Source organism: Pseudomonas sp. (genome assembly GCF_030696055.1).
Classification (GTDB): Bacteria; Pseudomonadota; Gammaproteobacteria; order Pseudomonadales; family Pseudomonadaceae; genus Aquipseudomonas.
Map to the genome: position 1 here is coordinate 1 of NZ_JAUYNP010000142.1, position 23,513 is coordinate 23,513.

The 23,513-nt window shown below is 64.8% G+C and carries 26 protein-coding genes and 1 other RNA gene; 7 read left to right on the top strand and 20 right to left on the bottom strand.

The genetic code is table 11. The features are described 5' to 3' along the window. The 3 genes from ubiD to Q8Q83_RS08350 all read left to right on the top strand — a co-directional run. On the top strand, nucleotides 1-1,440 hold a 1,440-nt coding region (ubiD, locus tag Q8Q83_RS08340; RefSeq protein WP_371132382.1), incomplete at its 5' end, for a 4-hydroxy-3-polyprenylbenzoate decarboxylase. Next, nucleotides 1,440-2,423, top strand: a complete 984-nt coding sequence (locus Q8Q83_RS08345; protein ID WP_305622784.1) for a CDP-6-deoxy-delta-3,4-glucoseen reductase — start codon at nucleotides 1,440-1,442, stop codon at nucleotides 2,421-2,423. The genes ubiD and Q8Q83_RS08345, both read left to right, overlap by 1 nt. 274 nt (nucleotides 2,424-2,697) lie before the next feature. Continuing rightward, on the top strand, nucleotides 2,698-3,450 hold the full coding sequence (locus Q8Q83_RS08350) for a LuxR family transcriptional regulator (protein WP_305622785.1): 753 nt from the start codon (nucleotides 2,698-2,700) through the stop codon (nucleotides 3,448-3,450). A 6-nt stretch (nucleotides 3,451-3,456) separates the two neighbouring features. Here Q8Q83_RS08350 and Q8Q83_RS08355 read toward each other — a convergent pair whose 3' ends face one another. The 14 genes from Q8Q83_RS08355 to Q8Q83_RS08420 all read right to left on the bottom strand — a co-directional run bounded on the left by Q8Q83_RS08355 (nucleotide 3,457) and on the right by Q8Q83_RS08420 (nucleotide 17,214). Continuing rightward, entirely contained in the window at nucleotides 3,457-4,101 is a 645-nt protein-coding gene (locus Q8Q83_RS08355; RefSeq protein ID WP_305622787.1) for an acyl-homoserine-lactone synthase, read from the bottom strand. Nucleotides 4,102-4,215: 114 nt separating this feature from the next. Then, complete coding sequence (locus tag Q8Q83_RS08360; protein ID WP_305622789.1) at nucleotides 4,216-4,893, bottom strand: hypothetical protein; 678 nt, start codon at nucleotides 4,891-4,893, stop codon at nucleotides 4,216-4,218. A gap of 12 nt (nucleotides 4,894-4,905) precedes the next feature. Then, nucleotides 4,906-6,363 (bottom strand): hypothetical protein, encoded by a 1,458-nt coding sequence (locus Q8Q83_RS08365; RefSeq protein WP_305622790.1) that lies wholly within the window; start codon nucleotides 6,361-6,363, stop codon nucleotides 4,906-4,908. Next, nucleotides 6,360-7,325, bottom strand: coding sequence for an EamA family transporter RarD (rarD, locus tag Q8Q83_RS08370; RefSeq protein WP_305622792.1), 966 nt, complete (start codon nucleotides 7,323-7,325; stop codon nucleotides 6,360-6,362). Before rarD ends, Q8Q83_RS08365 begins: the two co-directional genes overlap by 4 nt. A 12-nt stretch (nucleotides 7,326-7,337) precedes the next feature. Further along, nucleotides 7,338-8,330 (bottom strand): zinc-dependent alcohol dehydrogenase family protein, encoded by a 993-nt coding sequence (locus Q8Q83_RS08375; RefSeq protein ID WP_305622793.1) that lies wholly within the window; start codon nucleotides 8,328-8,330, stop codon nucleotides 7,338-7,340. Further along, a complete protein-coding gene (locus tag Q8Q83_RS08380; protein WP_305622794.1) occupies nucleotides 8,327-9,151 on the bottom strand; it encodes an alpha/beta fold hydrolase in 825 nt (274 codons plus the stop codon). The genes Q8Q83_RS08375 and Q8Q83_RS08380 overlap by 4 nt, the downstream gene beginning before the upstream one ends. Next, nucleotides 9,148-10,410, bottom strand: a complete 1,263-nt coding sequence (locus tag Q8Q83_RS08385) for a condensation domain-containing protein (RefSeq protein WP_305622796.1) — start codon at nucleotides 10,408-10,410, stop codon at nucleotides 9,148-9,150. Before Q8Q83_RS08385 ends, Q8Q83_RS08380 begins: the two co-directional genes overlap by 4 nt. Nucleotides 10,411-10,419: 9 nt before the next feature. Beyond that, complete coding sequence (locus Q8Q83_RS08390; RefSeq protein WP_305622798.1) at nucleotides 10,420-11,994, bottom strand: FAD-dependent monooxygenase; 1,575 nt, start codon at nucleotides 11,992-11,994, stop codon at nucleotides 10,420-10,422. 64 nt (nucleotides 11,995-12,058) lie between these two features. Next, nucleotides 12,059-13,057 (bottom strand): aldo/keto reductase, encoded by a 999-nt coding sequence (locus tag Q8Q83_RS08395; protein ID WP_305622800.1) that lies wholly within the window; start codon nucleotides 13,055-13,057, stop codon nucleotides 12,059-12,061. 179 nt (nucleotides 13,058-13,236) lie between these two features. Continuing rightward, nucleotides 13,237-13,923, bottom strand: coding sequence for an HAD family phosphatase (locus Q8Q83_RS08400; RefSeq protein WP_305622801.1), 687 nt, complete (start codon nucleotides 13,921-13,923; stop codon nucleotides 13,237-13,239). Then, nucleotides 13,907-14,659 (bottom strand): AfsA-related hotdog domain-containing protein, encoded by a 753-nt coding sequence (locus Q8Q83_RS08405; protein WP_305622803.1) that lies wholly within the window; start codon nucleotides 14,657-14,659, stop codon nucleotides 13,907-13,909. Before Q8Q83_RS08405 ends, Q8Q83_RS08400 begins: the two co-directional genes overlap by 17 nt. 236 nt (nucleotides 14,660-14,895) lie before the next feature. Next, the gene (locus Q8Q83_RS08410; RefSeq protein WP_305622805.1) at nucleotides 14,896-15,519 is read right to left on the bottom strand and encodes a TetR/AcrR family transcriptional regulator; all 624 of its coding nucleotides are present in this window, start codon (nucleotides 15,517-15,519) and stop codon (nucleotides 14,896-14,898) included. A gap of 179 nt (nucleotides 15,520-15,698) precedes the next feature. Then, entirely contained in the window at nucleotides 15,699-16,004 is a 306-nt protein-coding gene (locus Q8Q83_RS08415; protein ID WP_305622806.1) for an EthD family reductase, read from the bottom strand. A 232-nt stretch (nucleotides 16,005-16,236) separates the two neighbouring features. Then, nucleotides 16,237-17,214, bottom strand: a complete 978-nt coding sequence (locus tag Q8Q83_RS08420; protein WP_305622808.1) for an NADPH:quinone oxidoreductase family protein — start codon at nucleotides 17,212-17,214, stop codon at nucleotides 16,237-16,239. 125 nt (nucleotides 17,215-17,339) lie between these two features. On the opposite strand from Q8Q83_RS08420, the gene Q8Q83_RS08425 reads away from it, so the two are divergent. Beyond that, nucleotides 17,340-17,792 (top strand): flagellar basal body-associated protein FliL, encoded by a 453-nt coding sequence (locus tag Q8Q83_RS08425; protein WP_305622810.1) that lies wholly within the window; start codon nucleotides 17,340-17,342, stop codon nucleotides 17,790-17,792. A gap of 13 nt (nucleotides 17,793-17,805) precedes the next feature. Here the strand turns inward: Q8Q83_RS08425 and Q8Q83_RS08430 are convergent, their stop codons facing one another. After that, entirely contained in the window at nucleotides 17,806-19,650 is a 1,845-nt protein-coding gene (locus Q8Q83_RS08430) for a diguanylate cyclase (protein WP_305622825.1), read from the bottom strand. A 47-nt stretch (nucleotides 19,651-19,697) separates the two neighbouring features. Next, nucleotides 19,698-20,147: an EVE domain-containing protein gene (locus Q8Q83_RS08435; RefSeq protein ID WP_305622812.1), complete on the bottom strand. Its 450-nt coding sequence runs from the start codon at nucleotides 20,145-20,147 to the stop codon at nucleotides 19,698-19,700. Between the two features lie 162 nt (nucleotides 20,148-20,309). On the opposite strand from Q8Q83_RS08435, the gene Q8Q83_RS08440 reads away from it, so the two are divergent. Beyond that, nucleotides 20,310-20,444, top strand: coding sequence for a hypothetical protein (locus tag Q8Q83_RS08440; protein ID WP_305622814.1), 135 nt, complete (start codon nucleotides 20,310-20,312; stop codon nucleotides 20,442-20,444). A gap of 39 nt (nucleotides 20,445-20,483) precedes the next feature. Here the strand turns inward: Q8Q83_RS08440 and Q8Q83_RS08445 are convergent, their stop codons facing one another. The 4 genes from Q8Q83_RS08445 to Q8Q83_RS08460 form a co-directional block, all read right to left on the bottom strand. Beyond that, a complete protein-coding gene (locus Q8Q83_RS08445; RefSeq protein WP_305622816.1) occupies nucleotides 20,484-21,080 on the bottom strand; it encodes a 5-formyltetrahydrofolate cyclo-ligase in 597 nt (198 codons plus the stop codon). Nucleotides 21,081-21,129: 49 nt separating this feature from the next. Next, nucleotides 21,130-21,308: non-coding RNA, 6S RNA (gene ssrS, locus Q8Q83_RS08450), on the bottom strand. 33 nt (nucleotides 21,309-21,341) lie between these two features. Further along, complete coding sequence (locus tag Q8Q83_RS08455; RefSeq protein WP_305622818.1) at nucleotides 21,342-21,656, bottom strand: cell division protein ZapA; 315 nt, start codon at nucleotides 21,654-21,656, stop codon at nucleotides 21,342-21,344. Continuing rightward, complete coding sequence (locus Q8Q83_RS08460; protein ID WP_305622820.1) at nucleotides 21,656-21,862, bottom strand: TIGR02449 family protein; 207 nt, start codon at nucleotides 21,860-21,862, stop codon at nucleotides 21,656-21,658. The genes Q8Q83_RS08455 and Q8Q83_RS08460 overlap by 1 nt, the downstream gene beginning before the upstream one ends. A 377-nt stretch (nucleotides 21,863-22,239) precedes the next feature. Between Q8Q83_RS08460 and Q8Q83_RS08465 the strand changes: the two genes are divergently transcribed. After that, nucleotides 22,240-22,794, top strand: a complete 555-nt coding sequence (locus Q8Q83_RS08465; RefSeq protein ID WP_305622822.1) for a YecA family protein — start codon at nucleotides 22,240-22,242, stop codon at nucleotides 22,792-22,794. A 33-nt stretch (nucleotides 22,795-22,827) separates the two neighbouring features. Then, nucleotides 22,828-23,513, top strand: a 686-nt coding sequence (locus Q8Q83_RS08470; RefSeq protein ID WP_305622824.1) for an aminopeptidase P N-terminal domain-containing protein, incomplete at its 3' end; no start/stop codon positions are given.

Here is a 23,513-nt window from a genome sequence, read left to right on the forward strand (position 1 = left end):
ATTCGCGGTCTGGAACAGCGCGGCGAACTCAAGCGCATCCAGACGCCGATTTCCCCAGTGCTGGAAATGACCGAAGTCTGCGACCGCACCTTGCGCAAGGGCGGCCCGGCGCTGCTGTTCGAGAATCCCACGGGCTTCGACATGCCGGTGCTCGGTAACCTGTTCGGCACGCCCAAGCGGGTGGCCTTGGGCATGGGCGCGGAAGAAGTCGGCGAGCTGCGCGAAATCGGTAAGTTGCTGGCCTTTCTCAAGGAGCCGGAGCCGCCCAAGGGGCTGAAGGACGCCTGGTCCAAGTTGCCGATCTTCCGCAAGGTGCTGGCCATGGCGCCCAAGGTGCTGAAAGACGCGCCCTGCCAGGAAGTGATAGAGGAAGGCGATGACGTCGACCTGAGCAAGCTGCCGGTGCAAACCTGCTGGCCGGGCGACGTCGGCCCGCTGATCACCTGGGGCCTGACCATCACCAAGGGCCCGCACAAGGAGCGGCAGAATCTCGGCATCTATCGCCAGCAGGTGATCGGTCGCAACAAGCTGATCATGCGCTGGCTCAGCCATCGCGGCGGCGCCCTGGATTTCCGCGACTGGTGCCAGAAATACCCGGATCGTCCCTATCCGGTGGCGGTGGCCCTAGGCGCCGATCCGGCGACCATCCTCGGCGCGGTCACCCCGGTGCCCGACAGCCTGTCCGAGTACGCCTTCGCCGGCCTGCTGCGCGGCCATCGCACCGAGCTGATCAAGTGTCGCGGCAGTGATCTGCAGGTGCCGGCCAGCGCCGAAATCGTCCTGGAAGGGGTGATCCACCCCGGCGAGATGGCCGACGAAGGGCCCTACGGCGACCACACCGGCTACTACAACGAAGTGGATCGCTTCCCGGTGTTTACCGTCGAGCGCATCACCCGTCGGCAAAAGCCGATCTACCACAGCACCTACACCGGCCGCCCACCGGATGAGCCGGCGATTCTCGGCGTGGCGTTGAACGAGGTGTTCGTACCGATACTGCAGAAGCAGTTCCCCGAGATCACCGACTTCTACCTGCCGCCGGAAGGCTGCTCCTACCGCCTGGCGGTGGTGACCATCAAGAAGCAGTATCCCGGTCACGCCAAGCGCGTAATGCTCGGCGTCTGGTCGTTTTTGCGACAGTTTATGTACACCAAGTTCGTCATAGTCACAGACGACGACATCAACGCGCGGGACTGGAACGATGTGATCTGGGCCATCACCACGCGCATGGACCCCAAGCGCGACACGGTGCTGATCGACAACACGCCGATCGATTACCTGGACTTCGCCTCGCCGGTCTCAGGCCTCGGCTCGAAGATGGGTCTGGACGCCACCCACAAGTGGCCGGGCGAGACCAGCCGCGAGTGGGGACGAGCTATCGTTCAGGATGAGGCGGTCAAGCAGCGCGTCGATGCGCTCTGGGCAGAACTGGGAATAGATTGATGAAAGTAACCCTCAACCCTTCAGGCTCGGTGCTTGAAGTGCAAGCCGGCGAGCGCATTCTGGATGCCGCGCGCCGCCAGGGTTACGCCTGCCCGCAGGCCTGTCGCAATGGCAATTGCCATATCTGTGCGGCGCTGCTGGTGGAGGGACGGGTGCGCCAGCACGGGCTCGAGCAGGACCATGGCGAGTTCTTCACCTGTTTGGCCGAGCCCCTGGAAGACTGCGTGCTGCACTGGGATGGCGTGCTGGCCCCCGGCGAGCTGCCGGTGCGCGAGCTGGCCTGCCAGGTGGTGGCCTGTGATGAGGTGGGCGGCGATGTGTTCCGCCTGCGCTTGCGCACTCCGGCCGGCAAGGCGCCGCGTTACCACGCCGGGCAGTACCTGTTGTTGCAGCGCGAGGATGAGGAGTACGCGGCCTTCTCCCTGGCCTCGGCGCCGCATGGCGGGCGCGAGCTGGAGCTGCATATCCTGGCTCGCGATGAAGGCACCGTGGCCTTGATCGCGCAGTTGCGCAGCCGCGGTTTCGCCCGGGTCAAGCTGCCGTTCGGCGATACCCACCTGGCCGAGCTGCCGGACGGGCCGCTGGTGCTGATCGCCGCCGGCACCGGCATGGCGCAGATGCACAGCCTGATCGAGCATTGCCGGGTGGCGGGTTTCAAGCATCCGCTGCACCTGTACTGGGGCGCGCGCCGCCCCGAAGACTTCTATGAGCTGGCGCACTGGGCCGAGTGGCAGCAACTGCCGAATCTGTTCCTGCATCGGGTGGTCAGTGACCAATGCGGCTGGCAGGGCCGCTGCGGCCTGTTGCATGAAGCGGTGCGCGAGGACTTCGCCGACCTCAAGGCGCTGCACCTGTATGCCAGCGGTTCGCCGGCCATGGTCTACGCCACCCTGGATGCCCTGGTCGAGGCCGGCATGGACGCGCACCAGATGCGTGCCGACGTATTCGCCTACGCGCCGCGGCCGCTCGACGGCAACGCCTAGCCACGTCTTTACCCCGCCGTTTTCGATCGCTCTGCGGCGCCCAAATCCAGGGCGTTCGGCGTCTATTTCGGGCTGTTGCCGTGGCGTGTCGCGCGCGTTAATGCTGCTTGCCGCTCAATATATTAGTGTTCGCTATAAAATTATTGAGCCTTGCCTCCAGCCGCGTTAGCATCGGTCCGTTCGACGCTTTTGCCCGGCTTTGCGCCGCGGCATCTCGGCTCAGGCTCGGATGAATAACGGACTCTCGGTTGGGTAGCAGGAGGCAAGGAAAGTTATGGCCAGCATGTTTCACTCGCGTAACGACCTGATGAAACTTCTTGAACTCGCGCACTGCTGTATCAAAGCCAGCAGCGATAAAGAGGAGGTCGACCGGATCGTCGACCTCAGCAGAAACGTCATTCCCTTTTCCTCGATGGTCATCTGCCTGGATAACATCGCCACCCCTGACCCGCAGACCAGCAGGCAGTTGCTCAACTACGGCTACAGCGGCGAATGGGTCGAGTTGTACTTTCGCAAATCCTTTCAGCTGCAAGATCCGATCCTCAAGGCCGCCGAGCACGAAGCGGGCGCCTTCAGCTGGTCCTCGGTGTATGCCCAGCAGGCGCAGCCGAGCCAGGAGTTTCTCGGCCTGTCGCGGGACTTCGTCGGCAGCAACGGCATCGCCTGCGCGGTCAGCGGCCGGGCTCGCAGCAGTACCACGCTGATCTCCATGACGCTGCCGGAGCATGAACGGGCAGAGGACTATGTCGATGCGCTGGAGTACCTGGCGCCGCACCTGCATGAGATATTCAATCGCCAGGGCAGCCTGAACCGCAACAGCCTGCTGGCCCCGGAAATCTCACAGCGCGAGGTCGAGGTGCTGCACTGGGCCAAGGAAGGCAAGAGCACCTGGGATATCTCCAATATCCTGAGTATTTCCGAGCGTACGGTGAAGTTCCATTTCGGCAATATCTTCCGCAAGCTGGACGTGCTGAACCGTTCCCAGGCCATCGCCAAGGCGATCCATTTCGGCGTGATCGCGGTGTAGCCGGCCTCAGTAAGCCGCCAGCTTGGCCCGCTGCGGATGCGGCAGCGCGGCGCTGAAGAAGGGCGCAGCCAGCGCGAGGAAGGCGTGCAGATCGATCCGCACGGCCAGGGTCTGAACCCCGTCGGGCATCTGTACCAGGGGGCCCAGGCGCTCGCAGGGCAGCCCCTTGTTCAGCAGCAGGCGGTGGACCGGCTCGGCGACCACCACATACCAATAGCGCGTGGCGTTAGCCAGGGAGTGCTCGACTATGCCTTTGATCAGCAGGTCGAATACGCCATAACCCTCGACCGGCTTGTGCCCGCGGTAGTCGCGCGCCACCGCCAGGCGCGACACCTCCAGGCTGTCGGCCTCGAAGGCAGCGGCGACTCCCGGTTCAAGGAGAAAGTCGAAGCATTGGCTGAGCATCCAGGGTGCGCCATAGGGCGTCAGACGCAGATAGCCGGCGGGCCGCCAGCGGTGGATCACCGCCACATGCACGCTGAAGGGATCGAAGGCGTCGCGCTCCTGGCCGTCGAGGCTCGGCGCCACCCAGCCCAATTCATGGGCGAACACCGCCTCGCGCAGTTGCCGGCAAGCCGCTAACTGGCTCAGATGCGGGCTGACCAGCAGCTGGAAGTCGCGAAGCTGGGGCGGTTGCTGCGGCGCGTGCATGGTCGTTCCTTCCGGGGCCGAGGGCGTGGAGGGGACTGTAGAAGCGCTTCGACGGATCCGGCAGCTGTCTGATTGGCCAGTTGCCGGACTGCGTCGAGGGCGTGCCGAGCCGCCTTAAGGCTTGGCGATCGGGTAGTAGGGGAAGGGGTTTTTGAACTGGATATCCGGGCTCAGCTGGGTCAGCAGCGGGCTGACCTTGAGCAGGGTGATGCGCCATTTACCGGGGGAGACCGCCTTCAACCCCAGGGTGTTATTGCTGACGAACAGTTGCGGGCCTGGTGTGGGGTCGAATGGCTGCGGTTCGGCCGAGAGGCTGGTGATGTTCTGGTGCACCATCACGTTGAAGTTCAGCTCGATGCTGCCGGTACCGGCCAGGCGACCGCCCTGGTACTGGCTCATATAGGGCGCGCTCAACGAGAAGGAGACATTCTGGCGGATCTTCGCCAGACCCTCGGTGGCAATCGACAGCGCCGAGGCGCGACCGCTGGAGAGCTTGCCGCCGATATCTATCTTGATATTGTCGTCGACCGTTTCATCGAAGCACTGGCTGACTTCCTCCAGCACGCCCGGTTCGAGCTTGTGATTGGATGCCTCGGGGATGCACAGGAAGAAACGCCGCACTACTTGGTTGGCTTCGAAGTAGGCGCTCTGCCTGACCAGGCTGTCGCTGATAAAACTCAGGTTGGCCAGCTGTTCCAGCACCGGCGTTTTGCTGCGCGCGTTATCGGCCTGGGCATGGCCGCCTAGGCTGAGCGCGAGAAGCACAAGGGTGACGCGTAACTTGGGGTGCATGTTGTCTCCTTATTAGGGCTGTGGAACCTGGGGGGCCGGGGCCCATGCTGGGGGGTAGGCACGTGTATTCGCCGGACTTACAGGCATCCAGGCGCGTACGTCGTGTTCGAGGGTGGAGTCTTTGAGAATGCAGAAGTCCGGGCAGGCGAAGCGCAGGCTGCCGACCCGGGTGAGCACCGGCTTGTAGTGGCGCAGGCCGGCGCTGCCGAGCACGCAGTTGACCTGCTTGATGGCGCGAAACAGCTTGACGTTGAGCTGCGCCTGGCTGTCGCCAATCATCTTGTGCAGGTGCTCGCGTTCGACCCAGCCCAGGCTCATGGGGTCCGGCGCTGCGCTGCCGTTGAGCCGCTGGCAGGCCTGTTGCTGCTGTTGGCAATATTCGCGGGCCAGTAGCAGCAACACGTAGTGGTGTACCCGCTCGCCGAGATCCAGTTGCTGCGCGCCCCACTGGATCAGCAGCTGCACATGCCAGTCGTCGGCACTGACCTTGAAGATAAAGCGCGGGGTGCCGTTGTGCGCCGCGCTGCCCTGGGCGCTGGGCGCCGGCAGGCGCTCGAGGGGCGCCAGGGGCTCGGCCTCCAGGGGGTAGCTGCGCGGCGCCGTGGCGTTGGCGCTGGGCAGGCCGGTGAGCTGGCCGATCAGCTGGGCATAGTGCTGCGCCTGCTGGACCTGGGGCAGGGCGTAATGACCGAGCAATTGGTTGAGCGCCAGCGGACTGTCCTGCTCCGCGTGGGTGAGTATGGCGCCGTGCACGAAGTGGATGCCGTTGGCGATGGCCGCCATGCTGTTGGCCAAGGCCAAGCCGTGCCTGTCGTTGGCCTTGAAGGCCAGGGCCGGCCCGTTCCTCTGCAGTTCGGGGAACTGAGTGCTCAGGTGGCTCAGCAGGTTGCGTACCCCGAGCGGGGTCAGGCGCGCCTGCTGATCGCACAGGGTGACGCGGTCGATGGCGAAATGCTGGGCAAACTCGACACAGAGCTGCAACTGCTGGGGCGAAGCCCCGGGGGCATCCTGCAGCACCAGGCATAGCGCCGCGTGACGGCTGTGCAACTGCTGGACGATTTCGACCAGGGCCTCCAGCTGCTGGCCAATCTGCTCGCAGCTGCGACCGCCGAGTTGCACCCGCAGCTGAATGCCGCACTGAGGGTGGCGGGCGACCAGGCGGGTCAGCGAATCCAGCTCGGCCGGCGCGGGGGCGTCGAGCCAGGGGGTCAGCCCCGGCGCGCGCTGGCGCAGTTGCGTCAGCGCGGCGTCCGAGGCCGGCTCAGCGAGTGCGAGCCGGCCCAGGGCGATATCGCCGAACGGGCTCTGCGCCAGTTGCTCGATATAGCCCGGCCAGCCCTTGCCGGTCCTGGCGGTGGCGAGCAGGCCGGCGCTGTGATCCACACAGCCGCGAAACGAGGCCGGCAATGGAAAGCGATTCCAGTCACTGAACTCGGCAAGGTGGCCGATGCTGGTGGTTTGTCTGTTCATGCCAGCTCCTTGGGCGAGTCAGACGCGGAACCCGAGGGGCGCGGGCGCCACCTGCTGCGCCAACCGGCCAGGGCCTTGCTCAGCAACAGGCCGAGCAGGGCGCACCAGATCAGGCCGAAGCCGGCCAGCTTGAGGGCGCCGGCCGGCTCGCCGAAGAGCAGCACGGCGAGCAGAAACATCAGGGTCGGATTGAGGTACTGCAGAAAGCCCAGGGTGGTCAGCGACAGAGCCTTCACCGAGGCGATATACAGCCACATCGGCAGGGTGGTGATCAGCCCGAGCGCCGCCAGCAAGCCCCAGTCCAGTGGGCTGTAGGCGTTCGAGGCCGGCGCGCCGAGGCCGCCGTAGAGCAGCAGGGCGCTGGCCGGCAGGGCGGCCAGGCCGGTTTCCAGGCCCAGGCCGAGCAAGGGCGGCACAGTCGAGCGCTTTTTCAGCGCACTGTAGAGGGCGAAACTGGCGGCTATGCACAGACCAATCCAAGGCACCTCGGGGCGGTGTTCGCCAGCGACTATCAGCAGCACACCGAGCAGGCAGAGCCCCCCGGCCGCCAGTTCGCGCCGCCCGCTGGGCTCGCGGAACAGCAGCTGGGCGAGCAGCACGCTGAGCAGGGGCGAGAGGTAGTAGCCGAGGCTGGCGTCCAGCAGCCGTTCATTGGCCACCGCCCAGATCACCAGAAACCAGTTGCAGGCGATCAGGCCACTGCTGATCAGCAGCCCGCCCAGCTGGCGCGGCGAGCGCAGGATCGGCCAGGCGCCGCCCAAGGCGCCGCCCAAGGCGAGCAACAGCAGGCACCAGAGCAGCGAGCCGAGCACCCGATAGGCAAACACCTCCCACACCGGCAAGTGCGTCAGCAGCTTGAACAGCAGGGTGGCCGCTGCCCACAGCACGAAGGCGCTGATATTCAGCAGCAGCGCCTGGCGTGGGCTCTCGATCGGGGCGAATGGGGCGAAGGTGCGGGGCATGCCTGGGCTCATTCAGTCGCGGGTCAGGCTGACCTTGCCCCGCGCCTGGCCGGATTCGGCGTAGGCGTGGGCGGCGGCTATTTCGCCGAAGCTGAACTGCTGCGGGTCCAGCAATGGGCGCAACTTGCCGCTTTCCGCCAGCCTGGCCGCTTCGCGCAGGATAAAGCCGTGATGCTCCATGCCGCTGCCAGTGGCCATCGGCCAGGTCATGTTGACGCAGTGCACCGTCTGCTTGCGCGCCCAGGCGACCGTCATGTCCAGCTTACCCATGGCCAGCACCGTGATGATGCTGCCCCCGACGCGGGTGGCCAGCAGGCTCTGCTCGAAGGTTGCGCCGCCGACCGTGTCGACCACCAGGTCGAAGCCGACGCCGCCCGTGCAGCGCTCGACGTAGTGGGCGAGGTCCTCCTCGTGGTAGTTGATGGCTTCGTCTGCGCCGTACTCGCGCGACAGCGCGGCCTTCTCCGCCGAACCGACCGTGGTGAAGACCTGCGCGCCCTTCCATTTCGCCAGTTGCGCGGCGACATGGCCGACCCCACCGGTGCCGCCGTGCACCAGCACGCGATCACCGGGCTTGAGCGCGCCCTTGTCGATCAGGCCTTCCCAGGCGGTGATCAGCACCAGCGGCAGCACGGCCGCCTCGGCCATGCTCAGGTTGCGCGGCTTATGCGCCACCAGTGCGGCCTCGACCACCATATAGTCGGCCAGCGCGCCCTGGCGGCCGCGCACGCCACCGGCACAACCGTAAACCTCATCGCCCACGGCAAAGCCCAGCACGCCGGGGCCGATTGCGCTGACATGGCCGGCGAAGTCGCCATGCAGGATGGCTGGGAACTCGTGGGTGAAGCCGGGGATGTCGCCGCGGCGGAGCTTGTAGTCCAGCGGATTGATGCCGCTGGCGGCGACTTTCACCAGCAATTGGCCGGGGGCGGCCTGGGGGGTTGGCAGCTCGACTTCTTCGAAGACGTCAGCCGGGCCGAAGCCATTGATCACGAAGGCTTTCATAGTGCGTTCTCACAGGTGTGGGTGATAAAGCTGTCGATCAGGTCGTTGCAACGGGCCGGGTCTTCCACATGGGGGCAGTGGCCGCAGCCGTCGAACAGCACGACCTGCAGCTGGGCCGGCCAGAAGTTGGCAGCCTGGGCGCAGGCGCTGGCGTCGATAAAGGCATCCTCGCGGCCCTGCAGCAAAATGGCCGGCGTAGCGCTGGCGGCCAGCAATGCCAGCTCGTCGGCGTAGGCACCGCTGCCGAGGCTGTTGCCCAGCGCGGCGCGTACCTGCGGGTCGGTGTCACGGATAAAGCCGGCGATCTGGCTCAGCTGCGCTGGCTCCAGGCGCGCCGGGTTGACGAAGGCCTGGGCCAGGCGGCTGACCTCGACGTCATCCAGGTCGGCCTGGAAGACCAGGCCGCCGCTGGGTTCTGGATGGAACAGCTGCCCGGCGTTGGCGCCGTTGAAAGGGGGCGCGCCGATCAGGCAGAGGCCGCGCAAGCCCGGCAGACGCGGCAGGGCTTCGAGCGCGGCATGGCCGCCCAGGCTATGGCCAACGATCAGGTAGTCGTGCAGCTCGGCGCGGGCCACGAACTCCACCAGTGCATCGGCGTAGCCGGCGAAGCTGTAGTGCTCAGGCGCGGCGGGCGCCGATTGGCCGTGGCCGGGCAGGTCCAGGGCGAGCAGGCGATAGCGCGCCCCGAGGGCGGCGAATTGCTCGGTGAAAGCGGCGGCGGCCGAGGAGTTGCCGTGCAGCAGCAGGACGCAGGGCCCAGGGCCCTGGCTGTCGAGATTATGCACCAGGCCGGTTGCCAGCTGAATGTGAGCCGATTTCATGGTGCCACCTCCGTGGCCGAAGTGAGGTGCAACAAGCTTTGCTGCAGCTTGCGTTGCAGGCGATTGATCTGGGCCTCGTCCATCAGCGGCACCGGGAAGGTGAAGCACAACGAGAGCGCGGCGGCGAAGCGGGTGACGTGCAGGGCCACGGCGAAATTGCCGGCCACCCTGGAAGCCGCGTTGGCGTAATCCAGCAGGCGGAAATAGCGGTACTGCGGGAAGTCAATCTCGCCGTGATTGGTCAGCGCTATGCCGTGCAGGAAGCCCGCCTGCGAGCGCAGGGCGTGGGTGCGCGAGCGCAGGCTTTCCAGGCTCTGGGCGGGCAGGCGCAGGCTCTGGGCCGGCAGGCTGGCCTGCAGTTGGCGCTGGTAGTCCGCCGCCAGATTGAGCAGCGAGCGGCCGGCGACCGGTAGGCAATGGCTGGCCACGCCGATAAAGCAGCCGATGGTCTCGGTGCTTATCGGGCGGGCGGCGCGCCGGCGCAGGGACACCGCGGTGTTGATGCGGATCTGCGCCCCTAGCTCCAGCTCGCTGGCGGCCTCGAGCAGGGCGCCGGCCAATAGCGCGTTGAGGCTCAGGCCGTTGGCCTTGGCCAGGCGGTGCAGCTGGTTGCTGGTCTGGCTGTCGAGCAGCAGGCGGCGCACCCCGGTGCGTCGGTGCGCCAGCGGCTCGGTTTGCGCGAAGGGCACCGCAGGGGGTGTCGCGCAGGCGGGGGGTAGCTGCGTGGCGAGGTCCTGGTGATCGTCCAGGGCCGCCGCCAACGGCACCTCCTGGCTGCTGAGGGGCGCGCCGAGCTGTTGGCTCTCGCAGAGCTGGAGCAGTTCGCCGAGCAACTGGACGAGACTCGCGGCGTCGCTAATAGCGTGGTGGCAGGTCAGCAGCAGGTGGTGCTGGCTATGGTCCGGCGTGGACAGCAGCACCAGGCGCCAGAGTTGCCGTTGCGGGTCCAGCACGTTGTCCAGCTGACGCTGCAACAGCTCCGCCGGCGCTTGTCCGGCGGGCAGCGGCTGGCTCTGCACCTTGATCTGGCTGAATGGCACGTCAACCTTGAAGTGCAGCGCCTGTCCCTGCTCGATGATGCGGCTACGCAGCATGGGATGGCGGCTGTGCAGCGTCTCGGCGGCGCGCATCAGCTGCGCCTGGGGCAAGGCGCCGGCGAAGCTCAACAGGCTGGCGGTCTGGGTGCTGCCGTTGAGCTCGTGCATCAAGGCCATGCTGGTTTCGATCTGGCCGAGTGCTCGGCCCTGTGCCTGAGTCATAGTGTCCCCTTAGCCTGCCAGTTGTTCGGCAGGCAACCGCATGGCGCCGCCATAGACGCGTGCGAGCAGGGTCGCGAGGGCCCCGGTGTCGTCCAGGCGGCCACGGCAATCGACGAACAGATCGGGGCGCACCAGAAGGAATTCGCCTTCGGCCAACTGCCACGCGGCGCGCAACCGCTGGGGCTCGGGCACCTCATGGCCAGCCGCCAAGGGGGCGGTCGCGGCCCCCAGGCAGTGGATACGCAGGCGGCTGCGCAGCGGCGCGAGCAGGGCCAGCAGGCGCTGGATCGCCTCCGCATCGGCGGGCTGTGGCGGCACCAGCAACAGGCTGTGTCGGGCCTGGCCGAGCAGCGCCAAGCTGTCTGTCGCCGGGTCCTGGCTGGCGGCATAGGGCAGCAGGCAACCGGCGTGCATCTCGCCCAGGGGCGTGCCGTATCTGAGGCTCAGGCCCGCAGTTTCCAGGGGGAACTGGCGGATAAAGGCCCGGTTGTCCATGCGCGGCAGGTAGAGCCGCTCGTCGGCGGGCAGGTGCCGATTGAGGCGGGCGATCAGCGAGGTGGACTTGTCGGTTTTGGCCAGCAGGCCACGGGTGTTCTGCTCGCGCTCCTCGACGTAGGACTGCAGCAGGCTGTCGCCGGCCAGGCCGTTGAGGTGGTAGCCGAGTTTCCAGCCCAGGTTGAAGGCGTCGGCGATGCCGGAATTCATGCCGAAGCCGCCGATGGGGCTGAACAGGTGCGCGGCGTCGCCGGCGAGAAACACCCGGCCGCGGCGCATGCTGCTGGCCGAGCGGTTGTAGAAGGGCGCGCTGGACAGCCAGAGAGGATCGCTGACCCGCAGACCGGGGATGGCATAACGGGCGATATAGTCGCGGATCTCCTCCAGACTGGGCTTGTAGCCGGGAGGGCATTGCTCGGCGACCTTGATCACGATGCGGTGATAGCCATCCTTGAGCGGCAGCAGGATCAGGAAGCCGTCGTCGCGGATAAAGTAGAAACCCTGCTCCTTGGCCCCCTGCCATTCGATGCGCAGGTCGGCGAGGATAAAATGCATGTTGTAGTCGTAGCCGCTGAAACCCAGCCCCAGCTCGCTGCGTACCGTGCTCAGGCCGCCGTCGCAGCCCACCACATAGTCGAAGCGCTGCCGCTCGACGCCTGCGCTGCCGTGCAGTTCCACGTCCACATGGCCGTCGTGCTGGCACAGGCTGCGCAACTCGCACTGGCGCTCGAGGCGGTGGCCGAGGCGGTTCAGTTGCTGTTCCAGCACCCGCTCGGTTTCGGGCTGGGGCAGCATCAGGAAATAGGGGAACTTGCTCGGCAGACGGGCAAAGCGGGCGCGCATCAGGGGCTGGTTGTCGTAGACCAGGTTGATCACCTCGGTCTTGTGCCCCAGGTTCACCAGGGTCTCGGCGATACCCAGGTCGTTGAGCAGGTTCAGCGAGGCCGGGTTGATGCTCAAGGCCTTGGAGCCCGAGGCTTGCTGGTCACGCTTCTCGATCAGGCGAAAGCCGATGCCGAAGCGCTGCAATTGCAGGGCCAGGGTCATGCCAGTCGGCCCGCCGCCGACTATCAATACGTGCGGTTTCATCTGCGCTATTCCTCGTTGCCGCAGCTGGGTCGGCGGCCCGGCTGAGCCGCCGACCAGGCTCGACTCAGATGTTGGTGCCTTTGAGGATGGCGTCCGGGTAGCGTTTGCCGGCGATCGCCTGCGGGTCGAAGATCTTGCCCAGCATGGCCGAGGCGGCGGCATCCAGCTGGATGTGCTGCGCCTCGAAGTTGCCGGCCAGGTACTTGACGCGCTTGGTGCCGGGAATCACATGGAGGTTTTCGTACTGATCCAGCAGCCAGCTCAGGGCCAGCTGCGCCGGGGTGCAGTTGAGCTCGGCGCTGAGCTGCTCCAGGGCTTTGACCAGCTGCAGGTTGGCGTCCAGGTTGTCGCCCTGAAAACGCGGCAGCTTGGCGCGGAAGTCACTCTCGGCGCTGGCCTGTTCGATATGCTCCTTGGTGATGGCGCCGGTGAGGAAGCCGCGGCCCAGGGGGCTGTAGGCGACCAGGGCGATATTCAGCTCCTCGAGTGCCGGCAGGCAGTGCGCCTCCAGGTCGCGGCTCCACAGCGAGTACTCGCTCTGCAGGGCGGCGATCGGGTGGACGGCGTGGGCCTTGCGCAGGGTCTCGACCGAGACCTCGGAGAGGCCGATGGCCTTGATCTTGCCTTCCTGTACCAGCTCGGCGAGGGCGCCGACCGTTTCCTCGATCGGGGTGTTGGGGTCGCGGCGGTGCACGTAGTACAGGTCGATGCAATCGGTGTTGAGACGCTTGAGCGAGGCCTCGCAGGCCTTCTTGACGTAGGCGCGGGAGCCGTCGATCAGTAGGTTGTACTTGTCGCTGGGGTCGCGGTAGATGCCGAACTTGGTCGCCAGGAGTATCTCGTCGCGGCGGCTGCCCAGTTGCTTGACGAACTTGCCCAGCAGTTCCTCGTTGTGGCCACGGCCGTACATGTCCGAGGTGTCGAAGTGCCGATAGCCCAGCTCCAGGGCGGCATGCAGGGTGGCCAGGGATTGCGTGTCGTCGGTTTCGCCATAGAACTCGCTCATGCCCATGCAGCCAAGGCCAACGGCCGGGACGTTCTGGTTCGCCAGGGTTCTGTTCATGTCGCTCTCCTAGAAAGGCTGAATACAAGCCGCCATGCCGACGGCCAGGATTGAGGCTGCACGTTACTCAGCCTGCCGCGCGGGCATCACTGTTCGAACGGACAGGTCGGGGTGGAAAAAGAAAGGGAGGCCAAGGGTGGGGGCGCTCCCTTTAAGTGTGGCCGTTCGCTGGGCCGCGCTCAGGCGGCTTCGATGACGCTCCAGTTGCGCCGCTGGCAGAGGTCGCGGACCGCCGGGTCGGGATTGACCATCACCGGGTAACCCACTTGCTCGAGCATCGGCACGTCGGAGATATCGTCGCCATAGGCGTAGCAGCGCTGCAGTTGCAGGCGGTGTTCGCGGGTAAAGGCCAGCACGCCATCGGCCTTGCCCTGGCCGATGGTCGGGTGACCGGTCAGCCGACCGGTGTAGCGACCCTCGCGAATTTCCAGCGGTGCGGCGATCAGGAACGCCACGCCAAGCTCCTCGGCCAAGGGCGCGAGAACCGCGGCGAAAGAACCCGATACCAGTACGGTGCTGGCGCCTTGTGCCTGGTGCCAGCGGATTTCCTCCAGCATGCGGCTGAAGAACAGGCCGTCGCTGTTGCGCACCTGGGCATACCAGGCGCGCCCCAGACGCTGCACCAGAGCCACCTCGAGGCCGGCGTAGATGCTGTAGTAGAAGCGATTGATCGCCTCCCGCGGCTGCTCCTCGGCGATCATCTGCTGCAGGGTACGGCGATAGGCCCGCACCTCTGGGGTGTCGCTGGTTCCCAGCTGCTCGAGCAGATAATCGAGGAAGCTGAACATGCTCTTGATGCTGATCAGGGTGCCGTCCACATCGAAAAAGGCCGACCAGCTCAGGGCGCTATCAGGCCCGCTTTTCATGGGCGATCTCCGGATTCAGTTCACTGTGGATAGCGCTCTTGGCCAGCGCCGCTTCTTTTTCGGCGATCACGGCATCGGGGTAGGTGGAGAACTTGGTGTTGACCACGCAGCAGGTCTGCTGCCCCTGGATGAGCGACATGCACACGTCGAAGCGCTGGGAGCCGCTGCGGGCGCTGACCCTATGCTCAAGCACCTGGTAGAGAATAGTCATCGGCAGGGGGAAGACGAAGCGCAGGTACTGGGTGTCCAGGGTGTTGATCACGAAGTAGCTGCTGTGCGGCTCGTCGTGCAGGTAGAACTCTTCGCTGACGGCGAGGAAGGTCTGGCGCGCCGCCTCGGTGAGGACCATGCCCTGGATATGCTGCCCGGTGACGTGGTCGCTCATCTCCGCGCAGTGCTCGTCGATCAGCACATCGACCTCGAAGCTGTCCTGGGTCAGACGGCGCGGCATGCTGATCAGGCAGTTCTGTGGCTGGTGCTTGTGCGCCTGTTTGCGGCCGGCCTTGAGCGGCTTGGCAAAGTCGGCGAGCCAGGGCTTTTTCAGGCGAGCGGTCTTCTCCAGCAGGCGAGCTATCTGTTCCTCGGAAATGCCCTGGCCCAACTGGAAGCGCAAGTTGTGCTGATTCAGCAGGTCGCCATCGAGTATGGCTTCCAGCTCGCTGACGGCCATCACATGCGGGTTTTCGGCGAACGATTTGAATTTGTCGCCCACGATGAAGATTCTTTCCACAGACATGTCGAACTCCCTTTAGCTTATGGCCTTGAAACTTTCGTGCCGGATGGTTTAGGGCTGGCAGTCAAGGAGCCGCTTGCATCTGCCCGCTTCTTCGTGAGCAGGCTGGGATGTCGCGCGGCGCTAGCCGGTGCAGCTGCTGCATTGGCTAGCGATCGCTAAAGTAGTTGCGCCGGGCGTGGCTGTATATTTCAGGGCATTGCAGGGCGTTGCAGTGGCTGGGCGGGCGCCCGCGGGCCTCAGCCTTGCGGCCAGCTGGCCATCGCCTGGTTGGCCATGGCATGCAACTCGGCGGCGTCGGCGCCGTCACGGGCCTGAATCGACATGCCCTGGATAATCGCGCCGAAGAAGCGCGCCAGGTTGTGGCAGTTGGTCGTGGCCGGCAGTTCGCCGCAGGCCTTGGCTTGTTCGAAGCGCTGGCTGATGGCGCCGAGGGTGGCGACCCGCAGCTCGCGCATGACGTGCGCCATCCTGTCGTGCAAGGCCGCGCTCGCCACCAGGCCGGTGGAGACGATGCAGCCCGGCGGGTGGCTATGGGCGGTGAACTCATCGGCCGCGCTGCGCAGAATCAAGCGGGCGAAGCTCTGCGCATCGGCGGCCTGCTGCAGCGCGTGCTGGACGAAGTTGCCCGGACCCTGCAGGTAGAGTTCGACCACCTCGAGATAGAGCTGCTCCTTGGAGCCGAAGGCGGTGTACAGGCTGGGTGGCGCTATGCCCATGGCCGCCACCAGGTCGGCGATGGAGGTGCCTTCATAGCCATGTTGCCAGAACAGCTGCAGGGCGGTATGCAGCGCCTCCTCGCGATTGAAGCTGAGGGGGCGGCCGCGTTTGTTCTTTCCGTTGGTTTTTTTCATAGCGGTCATTATTTAAATCACGGATATGACTCGTCAAGGGCGCCGTAGGCCAGCCAGTTGCTGGGTGGCATGGATGGATCTGCAGAGTTATGCAGTGGCTGCCGGCGCGACAGCGGCGCGAGAAGTCAGGAGGGAGCCGCCAAGCGCTGGCGGCAAGACAGGGCGCAGACTGACCCGCCATGCGGGGTTCAGAGCAGCTCGTCGATCTGGATGATGGGTTGCAGGTTGGTGTAATTGGGGATATCCCCCAGCACCAGCTCCTGGTGCTCGGCCATCACTCGGGCAAACTGCTCCGGGGAGCGGATCTTGGTATTGAGCAGGCACAGGTAAGCCGCCGCGCTGCCATCCACGGCCTGCAAGCCGCGGCGCACCTCGGTGCTCAGCACGTTATCGCCGAGCAGTTCGAGCATCATGGGAATGTGCTGGTTGCGGTAGTAGTCGAAGTCGAATCGGGCATCCGGTGCATTCGGATAGAGCACGGTGACGCAATACATGGCGGACTCCAGGTAAGGGCGGAGACAGCAGTATGAGTATGCCGGGCCAGGGCTCGCCAGTGTCCGAATGGACAGCTGGCGAAGGGGGTAGCAGGCCGTTGAAAAACTACCTGCGTTGCTGATACTGCGTTAAAAATGGCCTCAAAATGCTCATTTACAGCACGTAAACTGCGCTTTCTCGCCATTTTTGCCTTGTCTCAGCTGCCTCGCCTACGTTTTTTCAGCGGCGTTGTTAGCGCACCTGCACCACCACCTTGCCGACCGCCTTGCGCTGGCCGAGGGTATTGATGGCCTCCGCGGCCTGCGCCAGCGGGAAGCACTGCGAGACCAGCGGCTTGAGTTTGCCCTCGGCGTGCCAGGCGAACAGCTGCTGGAAGTTGGCGGCGTTGTCCTGCGGCTGGCGCTGGGCGAAGGAGCCCCAGAACACCCCGACCACCGCCGCGCCCTTGAGCAGGCAGAGGTTGACTGGTAGCTCGGGGATGCGCCCGCTGGCGAAGCCGACCACCAGCAGGCGGCCGTTCCAGGCGATGCTGCGAATGGCCGCGTCGAACAGATCGCCACCCACCGGATCGTAGATCACGTCGGCGCCTTGACCGTCGGTCAGGCGTTTCACTTCGTCTTTCAGGTTGCCTTCGCTGTAGTTGATCAGCTCGTCGGCGCCGGCGGCCTTGGCCACTTCCAGCTTCTGCGCGCTGCTCGCCGCGGCTATCACCCGGGCGCCCATGGCCTTGCCGATTTCCACCGCGGCCAGGCCGACGCCACCGGAGGCGCCGAGCACCAGCAGGGTTTCCCCCGGTTGCAGGTTGGCGCGTTGCTTGAGGGCGTGCATCGAGGTGCCGTAGGTCATGCCGAAGGCGGCCGCGGTGAGGAAGTCCATGCTGGCTGGAATCGGCATGACGTTGTAGCCCGGCACTGCGACCTGCTCGGCGAAGCTGCCCCAACCGGTCAGGGCCATCACCCGATCACCGACCTTGAGGTGGCTGACCTTCTCGCCCACCATGCTGACCACGCCGGCCGCTTCGCCACCCGGGGAGAAGGGGAAGGGTGGCTTGAACTGGTACTTGCCCTCGATGATCAGGGTGTCGGGGAAGTTGACCCCGGCCGCATGCACCTCGAGAAGCACCTCGTTGTTCTTCGCTTCGGGGCTGGCGATTTCTTCCAGTACCAGGGTTTCGGCGGGGCCGAAGGCTTTGCACAGCACGGCTTTCATCGGGGCTATTCCTCTGCGGGTGATGGGCTTGCAGTGTAGGGGGGAGGCGGGTCGGGTCAACGAGCATGCCTGGCCCTGATGGTCCTGCATAAGCATAGGGCTTGGGCCTGGGCCTGGCTGTGGCTATGCTAAGGCACGAACCCTGGAGGAATACCCCTGTGAAAGTCTGGATCGCATTGCTGCTAGTCCTGTCCATGCCGTTGCTGGCGCAGGCCAGTGAAGAAAAAGAAGCCGAGGAAGGCAAAGAAGGGGCTGCCCCCGTGGTGGCCTATGTCTCCTTGCTGCCGGCGCTGGTGGGCAACTTCGGTGCGGGCGACAAGCTGAAGTTCTTCAAGGCCGATATTTCCCTGCGGGTCACCGGCACCGAGGCCGAGACGGCGGTCAAGCACCATGAGCCGCTGATCCGCAATCAGCTGGTGATGCTGTTTTCCCAGCAGACCGAAGACAGCATGGGTGCACCAGACGCCAAGGAAATCCTGCGTCAGGAAGCACTCAAGCAAGTCCAGGCAGTACTCAACCAGGAGGAAGGCAAGCCGCTGGTGGAGGATCTGCTGTTTAACAACCTGATTATCCAGTAGCGGCCGGCAACTGTTAGGGGTTACCGGCGTGCCATTCGCAGCTGCGGTTGCGCCCCTGGTGTTTGGCTTGGTACAGCGCCTGGTCGCTCTGGGCGATCAACATATAGGGCTGGTTGTCCTGGCTGGGCTCGATGCACGCCAGGCCAATGCTCAGGGTGACGCGGCCGATCGGGCTGCCGGGGTGGGAGATGTTCAGCTCGGCCAGCTGCTGGTGTACCCGGGCGGCGACATGGGCGCCGCTGCTCAGGTCGGTGTTGGCCAGGATGATGGCGAACTCTTCGCCGCCGTAGCGGCACGCCGCGTCGCCTTCGCGCTGCAGGCATTTCTGCAGGACTTCGGCGACCTGTTGCAGCACATCGTCGCCGGCCAGATGGCCGAGCAGATCGTTGTAGGCCTTGAAGTGGTCGATATCCAGCATCAGCAGGGTCAGGGCCGCATTATGCCGGCGCAGTCGGCGCCATTCGCTGGCCAGCTGGTGGTCGAAGAAGCGCCGGTTGTACAGGCCAGTCAAGCCATCCTGCTGGGATAGACGCTGCAGCTGCGCCTCCATCTGCAGGCGCTCGTTGTTATCGCGGGAAACCCCGATCAGGTATTCGTGCTCATTGACCAGCACCAGCTGGGCGCTGATCTCGGCGGCTTGATGGCTGCCGTCGCGGCGGCGCATTTCCCGTTGGAAGATCTGCGACAGCTTGTCTTGCTGAGCCCGGCGGACGCTTTCCAGCCACTGATGAAAACCCGGCAGGAGCTGGTCGGGGTCCTCTTTGAGCAGTTGGCTGAAGGCCTCGGCGCTATAGCCCAGGCTGCGGTATGTGGCCTGGTTCATATACAGGATGTCGCGGGTCTGCGGGTTGATGATAAACAGGCCGTCGCGACTGGAGTCGGTCAGGTCGAGCACCAGTTGCAGGCGTTCGCGGCTGTCGCGCAGCACCTGTTCGATCTGTTCGCGTTGGCTGACCTGCTCATTCAATTGGCTGTTGCTGGCGTGCAGGGCGTTGGCGCGGCGGGCGTTCTCCAGGGCCAGGGCCAGCGCCGCCACCAGCAGCAGGCTGATAAGCAGGCTGGCCCCCAGGACGAACTCCGGCAGCGGCGTACTGAGCTGCCGCACCAGGTGCTCGGTCGGGTTGAGGCGCAGGGCGAAGCTGCTGTTATTCAGCAGCAGCAGCGGGATGTCCTGTTGCAGTGCCGGTATGGCCTGCTCGGCGGCGTGGCGGTAAATCGGCCGGCCATCCTCCACCAAGGCGGTGCTGAAGTCGCCGTCGGTGAGGCCGCGCAGCAGTTCGTTCATCAACGGCTCGACACGAAAGACCCCCTGGATAAAGCCATCGAAGTGCTGCTGGTGCTGCTCATCGCTGATGTACAGGGGGATATAGAGGATAAAACCGCGGCCCCCCTGAGCCAGGATGAAACTGTTGGAAAAGCGTGGCTCGCCGCTGGCCTTGGCCTGCATGGCCAGGTTGAAGTTGGGGTGCGCCGGGGTCAGCTGGAATGGTTGCGCGGCCTCATTGCCTGGCAGCGGCTCGACCCAGCGCACGCTGAGGTCGGCGCCTAGCCATTGAATGGCCTGGTAGCCCTGGAAGTGCTTCAGGCTGAGTTGGCTGTCGAGTACCCACTCCTCGCGCGGGATGCGGCCGCGGTGATTCCACCGCTTCGCCAGGCGCTCGAGGTCGTCGACCTGATTGATCAGGCTGGCTTCCAGTTGCCGCGCCAGGCTGTGGGCTTGATAGCTGACGCGCTCGGCGATGCGCTGCTGTTGCGCGTTCAGCAGCTGTTGCCACAACACTAGGCTGGCGAGGCCTAGCGCCAGCAGTAGGGCTGCAAGCGCGGGGCGGGCTGGCCAGGGAGGCTGAGAACTCGGCAGCATGGAGGCCCCCAAAAGGTTCCATTACCTAATAGCACAGTGCCATTTCAGCGCATAGCCAGGATCGCCGCCCACTCCTCCGCGCTGACCGGCATCACCGACAGACGGCTACCTTTCTGCACCAGCGGTAAGCCCAACAGGGCGCTTTGCGTCTTCAGCCGCGCCAGGGGAATCACCTGCGTGAAGGCTTCGACGAAGGCGACGTCGAGGGCGCTCCAGGGGTTCTTCTCGGCGCTGGCCTTGGCATCATGGTAGTGGCTGTGCGGCTCCAGTGCGCTGGGGTCGGGATAGACCGCACTGGCAATCCGCGCGATGCCGGCGATGCCCGGCTCGGGGCAGCTGGAGTGGTAGAAGAAGAACAACTCGCCCACTTGCATGCTGCGCATAAAGTTGCGCGCCTGGTAATTGCGCACGCCATCCCAGCGGGATTGTGTGAGGCGCCGCAAATCCTGGATCGAGAGTTCGTCGGGTTCTGATTTCATCAGCCAAAAAGGCATGAACTTTGCTCCTGTTGACCGGTCTTTTAGCGGCCGGGATAGGCGAGCCTGTTGCGTGACCGAAGCGTTTTGCGGCGCTCGGCGCCAGGCCACTAGGGGATCCATAACAATAATCGCCACGGCTACAACGTGCGCCATGCCTTGCAGGAGGAGGCATTCTCGATGAAACGTAAACCAGATGTGTTGTGGGTGTTGGTCATTCTGTTCAGCCTGGGCGTGGTGACTACGGGTTATACCCAGAGTTTGTGGGATCCTCAGCCCGAGGCGCCGGCCAGTCAGACGCCAGTCGCGGGTTGAACCCGCTCAGTACCGCAGGGAGCGCGGTACGGCCCAAGTTTAGTACCAGGCCTCGTTCGTCACAGTCGCGTGCAGCGGCACATCCCAACTGGCCATGGCCAGGCGATCCACCTGCTGGCACTCATGGGCCAGCCCCCATAGCGTCGGTTTGTGCCAATTTTTGCGCATTTTCAGATAGGCCAGGCTGCGATCGTAAAAACCGCCGCCCATGCCCAGGCGCCCGCCGTGGTGATCGAAACCGACCAATGGCAATAGCACCAGATCCAGCGCCCAGACCTTGCGTTGCTGTTTGCGGTTGCGCCGGGGTTCGGGAATGCCGAAGCGGTTCTTGATCAGGCGTTCGTGCCGGCGCACCCGCTGAAACACCATAGTGCTGCGTGGCCAGGGGCTGAGCACCGGCAGGTAGGTGACTTTGCCGCGCCTTTGCGCGGCGCGCAGCAAGGGGCGCGGGTCGATTTCGCCGTCGTTGGGCAGGTACAGGGCGATATGTTGGGCGCGCCGAAAACGTGGATGTTGCGCCAGCTGCCGATACAGGCCCTGGGCGGCCTGGCGTTGCGCCTGGCGGCTGAGCGCCTGGCGCTGCTCGCGCAACTGGCGGCGCAGTTGCGCGCGGGTCAGGGAGTCGGCGGTGAGCATGGTCAGTGACGCTGGCCATTGCCGCAGGCGGGCAATGGGCTGGAAAGAGTGACTCCCCGACGTGCCGCTGTCGGCTTAGCCCTTGAACCCGAGAGTTCAAGGTGGAGGGTGCAGGAGGCGTTAAGGCTTTCCGTCAGGCGGACATGCACACCGGCCTCAACATGCAACCTCCGGGTTTGTGCGTATCGGCTCAGGGACATCACCAACTGGCGCACACTCCAGGGAGCGGTGGCCAGTATACCCGAATCCCTCTGCGAGTATTCAGCTGCCTTGCTCATCCGCGTCCCGGCTCAGGGCGTGATCGACGCGACCGAGCAGGCTGCGCACTTGTTCGCGGTTGACGCTGGCCTGCTGGTCGAGGTGCTGCTGTTTGTGCAGCAGGTCGTGGGTGATGTTCAGGGCGGCCATTACCGCGACGCGGTCGGCCCCTATGACTTTGCCGCTGGAACGAATCTCGCGCATCTTGCCGTCCAGGTAGCGCGCCGCGCTTTCCAGGTTGCTGCGTTCGTCGTTCGGACAGGCGATGCAATATTCCTTATCGAGAATCTGCACGGTAACGGTGTTCGACTGGCTCATTAATCCTGCTCCAGGGCTTTGAGGCGCGAAATCATGGATTCGACCTTGTGTCGGGCCATTTCGTTCTTTTCGATTAGATGGGCGCGTTCCTCGCGCCACGCCTTTTCATTCGCCAGGAGAAGCCGGTTGTGGGCCTTGAGCTGCTCGACACGCTGGATCAGCAAGTCCAGCTTGGTCGTAAGGGCATGCAGATCGGCGTCTTCCATTGGTTCTCTACTCGCGGGTCAATAAGCGGGACTGACAGGTGGAAAATAGCGGTTTTCAGGCACTTTCGACAGTCTCGACTGGGCCGGCGCCGGGCTTTGTGCCTAACACTTCTGCCGCAAGACCGACGCACCTGGCGCGAGCCTCGCTGCGCGCGCTGTTGGCTGAGGGTCCGGGTGAGTCTGGGGTAAATAGCTCGGCTAGACGGTGATCTGTTTCACCTGCGGCCATTCGCCGCCCCGTTAGCCAGCAAGATTCGGCCTCAGGGCCGGGTCGAGGGCGGAGCCATCGAGCAGCTTGCATAGTCTTGGCGCGCTTGCCGGTGCTAGGATACGAGGCCTCCATTCTAGTGATTGCGCCGCTTGGCGCCTAGTTATCTATGCCAACTTCAAGTTCTCCCTACGCCGCTTTCGCCGCCCTGCTGGTCAGCAGCGGCCACTCCGTTTCCCCTGCCGAATTGCATGGCCTGCTGCTCGGGCGCAGCTGCGCCGGCGCCGGCTTCGAGATCGATCCCTGGTTGGTGGATGCCGCCGAACTGCTCGGCGCCGAGCCGCAGGACACGGTGCGTCAGGCCCTGATCGGCCTGCAGGAAATGGTCAAGAACGAACTCGGCGGCCATGACGTCACCCTGGTGTTGTTGCTGCCCAGCGACGATGCGCCGCTGAGCGAACGCGCCGTGGCGCTGGGCCAGTGGTGCCAGGGCTTCCTCGGCGGCTTTGGCCTGACCGCCCGCGACAGCGCCCTGAGCGGCGAGGCCATGGAAGTGTTGCAGGACCTCTCGGCCATCGCCCAGGTGCAGAATGCCCTGGAAGAATCCGAGGACGGTGAAAGCGATTACATGGAAGTGATGGAATACCTGCGCGTCGCGCCGCTGTTGCTGTTCAGCGAATGCGCCAAGCCCGCAGCGCCGGCGCCGAAGCCGTCGCTGCATTGATTTTCATAGCCTAGTAGTGGACTCAATCTGCCCATGATCAGCATCCCCAAGTCGGAATACGTCCGTCGGCGCAAGGCGCTGATGGCGCAGATGGAACCCAACAGCATCGCCATATTGCCGGCCGCGCCGGTGTATATCCGCAACCGCGATGTCGAGCATATCTACCGTCAGGACAGCGACTTCCAGTACCTCTCGGGCTTTCCCGAGCCGGAGGCGGTGATCGCGCTGATTCCCGGGCGCGAGCATGGCGAATACGTGCTGTTCTGCCGCGAGCGCGATCCGTTGCGCGAGATGTGGGACGGCCTGCGCGCCGGTCAGGATGGTGCCATCAGCCAGTACGGCGCCGACGATGCCTTCCCGATTGGCGATATCGACGACATCCTGCCGGGGCTGATCGAAGGTCGCGACCGGGTCTATTCCGCCATGGGCAGCCACCACGAATTCGACCGCCAGCTGATGGAGTGGATCAATGTGATCCGTTCCAAGGCGCGGCAGGGTGCCTCGCCGCCCAATGAGTTCATCACCCTCGATCACCTGCTGCACGATATGCGCCTGTACAAGTCGGCCGCCGAAATCAAGGTCATGAAGGAAGCGGCGGAGATTTCCAGCCGCGCCCACGTGCGGGCCATGCAGACCAGCCGCGCCGGGCTGTTCGAGTACCACCTGGAGGCCGAGCTGGATTACGAGTTCCGCAAGGGCGGGGCGAAGATGCCGGCCTA

Bases quoted from the DNA above. Each gene is read 5' to 3' on its own strand.
- Q8Q83_RS08355 (WP_305622787.1), bottom strand. From the start codon at position 4,101: ATGCACGCGCCGCAGCAACCGCCCCAGCTTCGCGACTTCCAGCTGCTG.
- Q8Q83_RS08360 (WP_305622789.1), bottom strand. From the start codon at position 4,893: ATGCACCCCAAGTTACGCGTCACCCTTGTGCTTCTCGCGCTCAGCCTA.
- Q8Q83_RS08435 (WP_305622812.1), bottom strand. From the start codon at position 20,147: ATGCCTTTTTGGCTGATGAAATCAGAACCCGACGAACTCTCGATCCAG.
- Q8Q83_RS08460 (WP_305622820.1), bottom strand. From the start codon at position 21,862: ATGGAAGACGCCGATCTGCATGCCCTTACGACCAAGCTGGACTTGCTG.
- Q8Q83_RS08375 (WP_305622793.1), bottom strand. From the start codon at position 8,330: ATGAAAGCCTTCGTGATCAATGGCTTCGGCCCGGCTGACGTCTTCGAA.
- Q8Q83_RS08400 (WP_305622801.1), bottom strand. From the start codon at position 13,923: ATGAAAAGCGGGCCTGATAGCGCCCTGAGCTGGTCGGCCTTTTTCGAT.
- Q8Q83_RS08425 (WP_305622810.1), top strand. From the start codon at position 17,340: ATGCTAAGGCACGAACCCTGGAGGAATACCCCTGTGAAAGTCTGGATC.
- Q8Q83_RS08410 (WP_305622805.1), bottom strand. From the start codon at position 15,519: ATGACCGCTATGAAAAAAACCAACGGAAAGAACAAACGCGGCCGCCCC.
- Q8Q83_RS08345 (WP_305622784.1), top strand. From the start codon at position 1,440: ATGAAAGTAACCCTCAACCCTTCAGGCTCGGTGCTTGAAGTGCAAGCC.
- Q8Q83_RS08350 (WP_305622785.1), top strand. From the start codon at position 2,698: ATGGCCAGCATGTTTCACTCGCGTAACGACCTGATGAAACTTCTTGAA.
- Q8Q83_RS08415 (WP_305622806.1), bottom strand. From the start codon at position 16,004: ATGTATTGCGTCACCGTGCTCTATCCGAATGCACCGGATGCCCGATTC.
- Q8Q83_RS08455 (WP_305622818.1), bottom strand. From the start codon at position 21,656: ATGAGCCAGTCGAACACCGTTACCGTGCAGATTCTCGATAAGGAATAT.
- rarD (WP_305622792.1), bottom strand. From the start codon at position 7,325: ATGCCCCGCACCTTCGCCCCATTCGCCCCGATCGAGAGCCCACGCCAG.
- Q8Q83_RS08395 (WP_305622800.1), bottom strand. From the start codon at position 13,057: ATGAACAGAACCCTGGCGAACCAGAACGTCCCGGCCGTTGGCCTTGGC.
- Q8Q83_RS08385 (WP_305622796.1), bottom strand. From the start codon at position 10,410: ATGACTCAGGCACAGGGCCGAGCACTCGGCCAGATCGAAACCAGCATG.
- Q8Q83_RS08390 (WP_305622798.1), bottom strand. From the start codon at position 11,994: ATGAAACCGCACGTATTGATAGTCGGCGGCGGGCCGACTGGCATGACC.
- Q8Q83_RS08420 (WP_305622808.1), bottom strand. From the start codon at position 17,214: ATGAAAGCCGTGCTGTGCAAAGCCTTCGGCCCCGCCGAAACCCTGGTA.
- Q8Q83_RS08365 (WP_305622790.1), bottom strand. From the start codon at position 6,363: ATGAACAGACAAACCACCAGCATCGGCCACCTTGCCGAGTTCAGTGAC.
- Q8Q83_RS08465 (WP_305622822.1), top strand. From the start codon at position 22,240: ATGCCAACTTCAAGTTCTCCCTACGCCGCTTTCGCCGCCCTGCTGGTC.
- Q8Q83_RS08445 (WP_305622816.1), bottom strand. From the start codon at position 21,080: ATGCTCACCGCCGACTCCCTGACCCGCGCGCAACTGCGCCGCCAGTTG.
- Q8Q83_RS08440 (WP_305622814.1), top strand. From the start codon at position 20,310: ATGAAACGTAAACCAGATGTGTTGTGGGTGTTGGTCATTCTGTTCAGC.
- Q8Q83_RS08405 (WP_305622803.1), bottom strand. From the start codon at position 14,659: ATGTCTGTGGAAAGAATCTTCATCGTGGGCGACAAATTCAAATCGTTC.
- Q8Q83_RS08380 (WP_305622794.1), bottom strand. From the start codon at position 9,151: ATGAAATCGGCTCACATTCAGCTGGCAACCGGCCTGGTGCATAATCTC.